This window comes from Asticcacaulis biprosthecium C19 (assembly GCF_000204015.1).
In the GTDB taxonomy this organism is placed as follows: domain Bacteria; phylum Pseudomonadota; class Alphaproteobacteria; order Caulobacterales; family Caulobacteraceae; genus Asticcacaulis; species Asticcacaulis biprosthecius.
On sequence record NZ_GL883077.1, the window covers coordinates 1,962,453 to 1,967,172 of the forward strand.

6 protein-coding genes are annotated in these 4,720 nt (G+C 61.6%); 2 read left to right on the forward strand and 4 right to left on the reverse strand.

Going from position 1 to position 4,720, the window contains the following annotated elements:
- The 3 genes from ABI_RS09115 to ABI_RS09125 all read right to left on the reverse strand — a co-directional run.
- The coding region (locus tag ABI_RS09115; RefSeq protein ID WP_040308744.1) for a TPM domain-containing protein at window positions 1–652 on the reverse strand (652 nt) is incomplete at its 3' end.
- A 1-nt stretch (window position 653) separates the two neighbouring features.
- A complete protein-coding gene (locus ABI_RS09120; protein ID WP_006272639.1) occupies window positions 654–1,220 on the reverse strand; it encodes a TPM domain-containing protein in 567 nt (188 codons plus the stop codon).
- Between the two features lie 25 nt (window positions 1,221–1,245).
- A complete protein-coding gene (locus tag ABI_RS09125) occupies window positions 1,246–1,884 on the reverse strand; it encodes a LemA family protein (RefSeq protein WP_006272640.1) in 639 nt (212 codons plus the stop codon).
- 165 nt (window positions 1,885–2,049) lie between these two features.
- On the opposite strand from ABI_RS09125, the gene ABI_RS09130 reads away from it, so the two are divergent.
- Window positions 2,050–3,387 carry a tetratricopeptide repeat protein gene (locus tag ABI_RS09130; protein ID WP_050808232.1) on the forward strand — a complete coding sequence of 446 codons (1,338 nt, stop codon included), beginning with the start codon at window positions 2,050–2,052 and terminating at the stop codon, window positions 3,385–3,387.
- 5 nt (window positions 3,388–3,392) lie between these two features.
- On the forward strand, window positions 3,393–3,884 hold the full coding sequence (locus ABI_RS09135) for a CPBP family glutamic-type intramembrane protease (protein ID WP_245531317.1): 492 nt from the start codon (window positions 3,393–3,395) through the stop codon (window positions 3,882–3,884).
- On the opposite strand, the gene ABI_RS09140 is transcribed toward ABI_RS09135, so the two are convergent.
- Window positions 3,874–4,389 carry a GNAT family N-acetyltransferase gene (locus ABI_RS09140; RefSeq protein ID WP_006272643.1) on the reverse strand — a complete coding sequence of 172 codons (516 nt, stop codon included), beginning with the start codon at window positions 4,387–4,389 and terminating at the stop codon, window positions 3,874–3,876. The genes ABI_RS09135 and ABI_RS09140 overlap by 11 nt on opposite strands.
- Window positions 4,390–4,720 lie beyond the last annotated feature (331 nt).

Consider the following 4,720-nt stretch of genomic DNA (forward strand, 5'->3'; position numbering starts at 1 on the left):
ACATGAACAGCACGATCAGGATGACGATGATGACGCCGAACGGGAAGCCGCCCTTCTTCTGGTCACGAATCTCGACCTTTTGGGCAGTGGCCGCCTTGGCCTGCTCAATCGCCGCGCCGCGCTCCATAGACAAGGTCTGAACGATGACGTCGGCACCTTTGGTGACGCCGGCGTCGAAGTTGCCCGCCTGGAATTCCGGCAGGATGACGTCGCGGACGACACGCCCCATCAGGATGTCGGGCAGGACCGGTTCCAGGCCGTAGCCGACCTCGATACGCACCTTGCGGTCATTGGGCGCCACCAGCAGGATGACGCCATTGTCTTTGTAGGTCTGACCGTTGTCTGCCTGGATCTGACCCTTCTGGCCGATGCCCCAGGCGCGGCCCAGTTGATAGCCGTAGTCCTCGATCGGATAGTCGCCCAGGTCCTTGACGGTGACCACGACGACCTGGTCGGTGGTCTTTTCCTCAAGTTGGCGGAGCTTTTCGTCCAGGTCGCGTTCGGTTTGAGGCGACAGGATGCCCGCCTCGTCGACGACGCGGGTGTTGTTTTGCGCCGGAAACTTTGGCGCTGCATAGGCCGACGCAGCGAAACACAGCAAGGCGGACAGTAGTATTCCCAGAGCGGGAAGACTTGTGAGTGTGCGTCTCATGTCATTTCGCTCCCTGGCTTGCGGCTGCGTCGCCGCGGTCTCGTGAAAGCTCGTCAAGAAGGGCCGTTACGCCAGCGTCAATGCCGGCCTCGTAGTCGCCTGCCTGGAACGCGGGAAGTATGGCGTCGCGAATGATGGCCGCAGCCTCGTCGTTGGTCACGACCGATTCCAGGCCGAGGCCAACTTCGATCCGCGTCAGCTTGTCGTTGGGGGCAACGACCAGGAGCAGCCCGTTATTGACGTAGGTCGAGCCCGATCGCGTGGCATTCGCCGAGCTCTGACCAATGCCCCAGCTATTCCCAAGGGTCAAACCCACCTCGGCTATGTCGCGATCCGCCAGATCGCTGAGCGTGACCACGACAATCTGGTCTGAACTTTCCGTCTCCCAGACGGCCAGCCGCTGGTCGATGCGCGATTCCGCCTGGGCAGAGAGGACATCCGCCTGATCGACCACCCGGGTACCGTTTGGGGCTGGCAGGTCGGATGTCCGGGCACAGGCCGGCACGGCCGCAAGCAAGAGCAAAGCCATCATCCATGGCCGAAAGCCGTTGGAGGCGAAGCGGTTCATGAGTTTTTGGCCTTGCTGTCGCAGCTTATTTCGAAGCCGGGGCGCCGACGCTGTCCATATTGACTTCCGGCGCCTTGACCGCGCCGCCCGGCGTAGCGGCGGCCGGATCCATCGCGGTGAAATAGGCCAGCGGCTTGGCACCGGAATGGGCGGTCTTGGCCCACACTACGCCCGGGAAGGTGCGCAGTTCGGTGTTGTAGTCCTGAGCGGCGGCGTTGTAGTCGCGCTGGGCGATCAGGATGCGCGACTGGGCGCCGTTGATGGACACCATCAGGTCACGGAAATTGTCGTTGGACTTCAGGTTCGGGTAGTTTTCCTGAATGACCATCAGCCGGCCAAGCGCCGAGCCGACGCCGTTCTGGGCTTCCTGGAACTGCTTGAATTTTTCCGGATCGGTGATGGTCGAGGCGTCGACCGAAACCTTGGTGGCGTTGGCGCGGGCGGTGACGACGTCGTTCAGGATGGCGCGCTCATTGGCGGCGGCGCCCTTGACGGTCGAAACCAGCTGCGGGATCAGATCGGCGCGATACTGATAGGCGGCGGCGACGTCCGACCACTTGGTCTTGGCGGTTTCTTCCTTGGTGGGAATGGTATTGTAGCCGCAACCGGCCAGCCCCAAGGCCAGACCCGCAACGGCGATCAGACCCAAAACGCGCTTGAACATGAAGTAGCTCCCTATTGCCCATGTGGAGAGCTCCTGCCCCCCGACCCGATGATGTGATGTGTCTTAACCCATTTTTAAAGAGGGCAAAAGCGTACTTTTCGCTCAACAGACTGTTGATGTGTCGCTATGGTCGCGGAAATTGTACCATCTGAGGGGGAAACCATTATGATCCGCACCTGGCTCACCGCCGCCGCCACCAGCCTTATTCTGGCGACCACACCCGTTTTGGTCCACGGCGAAGCCGTCGCACCTTCGCCCCCTCCGGTGGAGGCGCATCTGAGCGAAACGGCGCTGGCAGAGCTGAGCACACGCGGCAGCAACGGTGATCTGCGCGCCATGACCGAACTGGGCCGGCGCTACGCCGAAGGCCGCGGCGTCAAGCGTGACTTCGACAAGGCGTTTAGCTGGCTGTTCAAGGCGGCGGGCAGTGATGCCGAGGCCCAGAATGCCCTGGGCGACCTCTATCTTTGGGGCGACGGCGTCGAACAAAGCGAGTCGCGGGCGCTGGAACTCTACCGCCTGTCGGCGGCCCAGGGCTTTGCCGAGGGGCAGTACAGCGTCGGCTGGATGTACGAAAACGGCAAGTCGGTCACCGTCGACTACGCCGAGGCCATGAAATGGTACGAACTGGCCGCGGCGCAGAACTATGCCCAGGCGCACAACCGGCTGGGCGACATGTATTTCAATGGGACCGGTGTGGCCGAGGACAAGGGCAAGTCACGGGCGCACTACCAGGCGTCGGCCGATCTGAACGATCCGTTCGGTTTGTCGTCAATGGGGGATGTCTACGAGAACGGCTGGGGCGTCGCAAAGGACGAGGCCAAGGCGAAGACCTATTTCCGGCGCAGCGCCGAACTGGGGGGCTGCGACGGCATCTACGCCATGGGCAACCTGTACGAAGAGGGCGAACTGGGCGAGGCCAAGAACCTGGACCTGGCATTCCAGTGGTTTTCGCGCGGTGATGTCAAGAACTGTGCCTTCAGCCAACTGGCCCTGGGGCGGTTTTATTCCGATGGTATCGGTCGCGAGGTCGACACGGCGGAGGCCTTCAAATTCGCCGGCAAGGCCGCGCTCACGGGCAGTTCCGTCGCGCAATTGCGTCTGGGCGATCACTATTCGTCGGGCGATTTCCTGCCGCAGGATTTTGACCAGGCATTGAAATGGTATCGCAAGTCGGCCGATCAGGGGCTGGGGCGGGCGCAGTATCGCGTCGGCTACATGTACCTGGAGGGACAGGGCGTCAAGGCGGACTATGCTCAGGCCCTGACCTGGTTTCGCAAGGCCGCGGCGCAGGACGACGCGTGGTCGCAGCATCAACTGGGCGTTATGTATGAAAACGCCATGGGGGTGCCGCAGGATCGAGTCCAGGCGCTGAAATGGTACCTCCTGGCTGCGAAGGGCAAGGATGACGATGCCGTCGCCGCCATTCCGGTGATCAAGACATCCATGTCGGCGGGGGATATCGCCAAGGCCGAGAAGCTGTCGCGGCAGGCCGGGGAATAGAGGTTGTGTTGTCGCGGCTGTGGCGTTCGCTGACCCGTTGGCCGGACGCCGATGGATGGCGGGATTGTCTCATCACAGCCGCCGCTGCGACCCTTGTCATCGCGACGGTCGCGGGGGCGAGCGGGTTGCTCGGTTGGTGGCCGAAGGCTGACCCGGCCTTGTTGCTGGTGTTTGTCGTGCCGGCCTTTACGGAAGAGCTGGTTTTCCGCGGCGTGCTGCCCGCCAAGGGTGAAAGCGCCCGCCCTGTCCTGTGGCTGGGGGTGGGTGTGGCGGCGTTCACCGGCTGGCATGTGATTGAGGCGCTGACCTTCCTGCCTCAGGCGCGACTGTTTCTGGAGCCGCGCTTTCTGGCGTGCGCGGCGATGTTGGGCACCGCCTGCGCCGTCATGCGCTATCGTACGGGTTCACTCTGGCCAGGCGTGTTGTTTCACGGTCTGGTCGTGGTGATATGGCAAGGCCTGTGCGGCGGCCCCTCATCGCTTGAGCTTATGCGGTGAGCATCTGGCTGGGGTTGATATATTTGTGCATCACGTAGTCGGTGAAGGCGTACTGGCCGAATTCGCTGCTGATTTCGCGCGCCACGGCAAAGCCTGACCGCAGGCAGAAGTCGACCGACCCATTGTCACCCTTGTGGACCAGGATGACCAGGTCGCGGACCGGGGCAAAGTGGTCCTGGGCGGCGCGGACCAGCATCTTGCCCAGGCCGAAACCGCGGAAATCGCCCATGACGTACAGATGGGTGATGACGACACGGCTGCCTTCGAGATGGGCCGAGGCGAAGCCGACATCCACGCGGCCGACGCGCGCGATGAAGTGGGCGTGGCCACGTTCGCGCATATCCTCTTCCATCTGGTCGAGGTCGAAGAGTGCGGCGACGGTTTCATCCATGTCGAGCGGGGCGATGGTGGACCGGTGGTGTTTGGTCCAGATGGTCATGGCCAGATCGCGGACTTCGTCGAGTTCGTCGAGGGGGATGGTGCGGACTTGAGCAGGATTTGACATCGGAAGGCTCCACGGTTTGGGTGGGGGCTGGGCACTGGCTTCATCAGTTTCGCCCTGAGAGGGCTGGAAGTTATCGCGGCAAGTCTTGCGCCTGCCTGGCCATGTTAACGGGCGATTAACCGCGATTTAACAAGGCGTTAAACTTTGTAACACGGAAATTGGGCAGTAAAAAGGACAGATTTACCTGATAACAGGATTGTTGATGGTGAAAAATTTCTCTAGACGCGTGTGCATCGCAGCGAAAACGAAGCCTGTTCGGTCTGAAACCAAGTATAGTAAAAACTTTGTAAAGGCGATTACTTGGAAAGTAAGTGGGCCATAAGTGGCTCCA

Bases quoted from the DNA above. Each gene is read 5' to 3' on its own strand.
- ABI_RS09120 (WP_006272639.1), bottom strand. From the start codon at position 1,220: ATGAACCGCTTCGCCTCCAACGGCTTTCGGCCATGGATGATGGCTTTG.
- ABI_RS09125 (WP_006272640.1), bottom strand. From the start codon at position 1,884: ATGTTCAAGCGCGTTTTGGGTCTGATCGCCGTTGCGGGTCTGGCCTTG.
- ABI_RS09130 (WP_050808232.1), top strand. From the start codon at position 2,050: ATGATCCGCACCTGGCTCACCGCCGCCGCCACCAGCCTTATTCTGGCG.
- ABI_RS09140 (WP_006272643.1), bottom strand. From the start codon at position 4,389: ATGTCAAATCCTGCTCAAGTCCGCACCATCCCCCTCGACGAACTCGAC.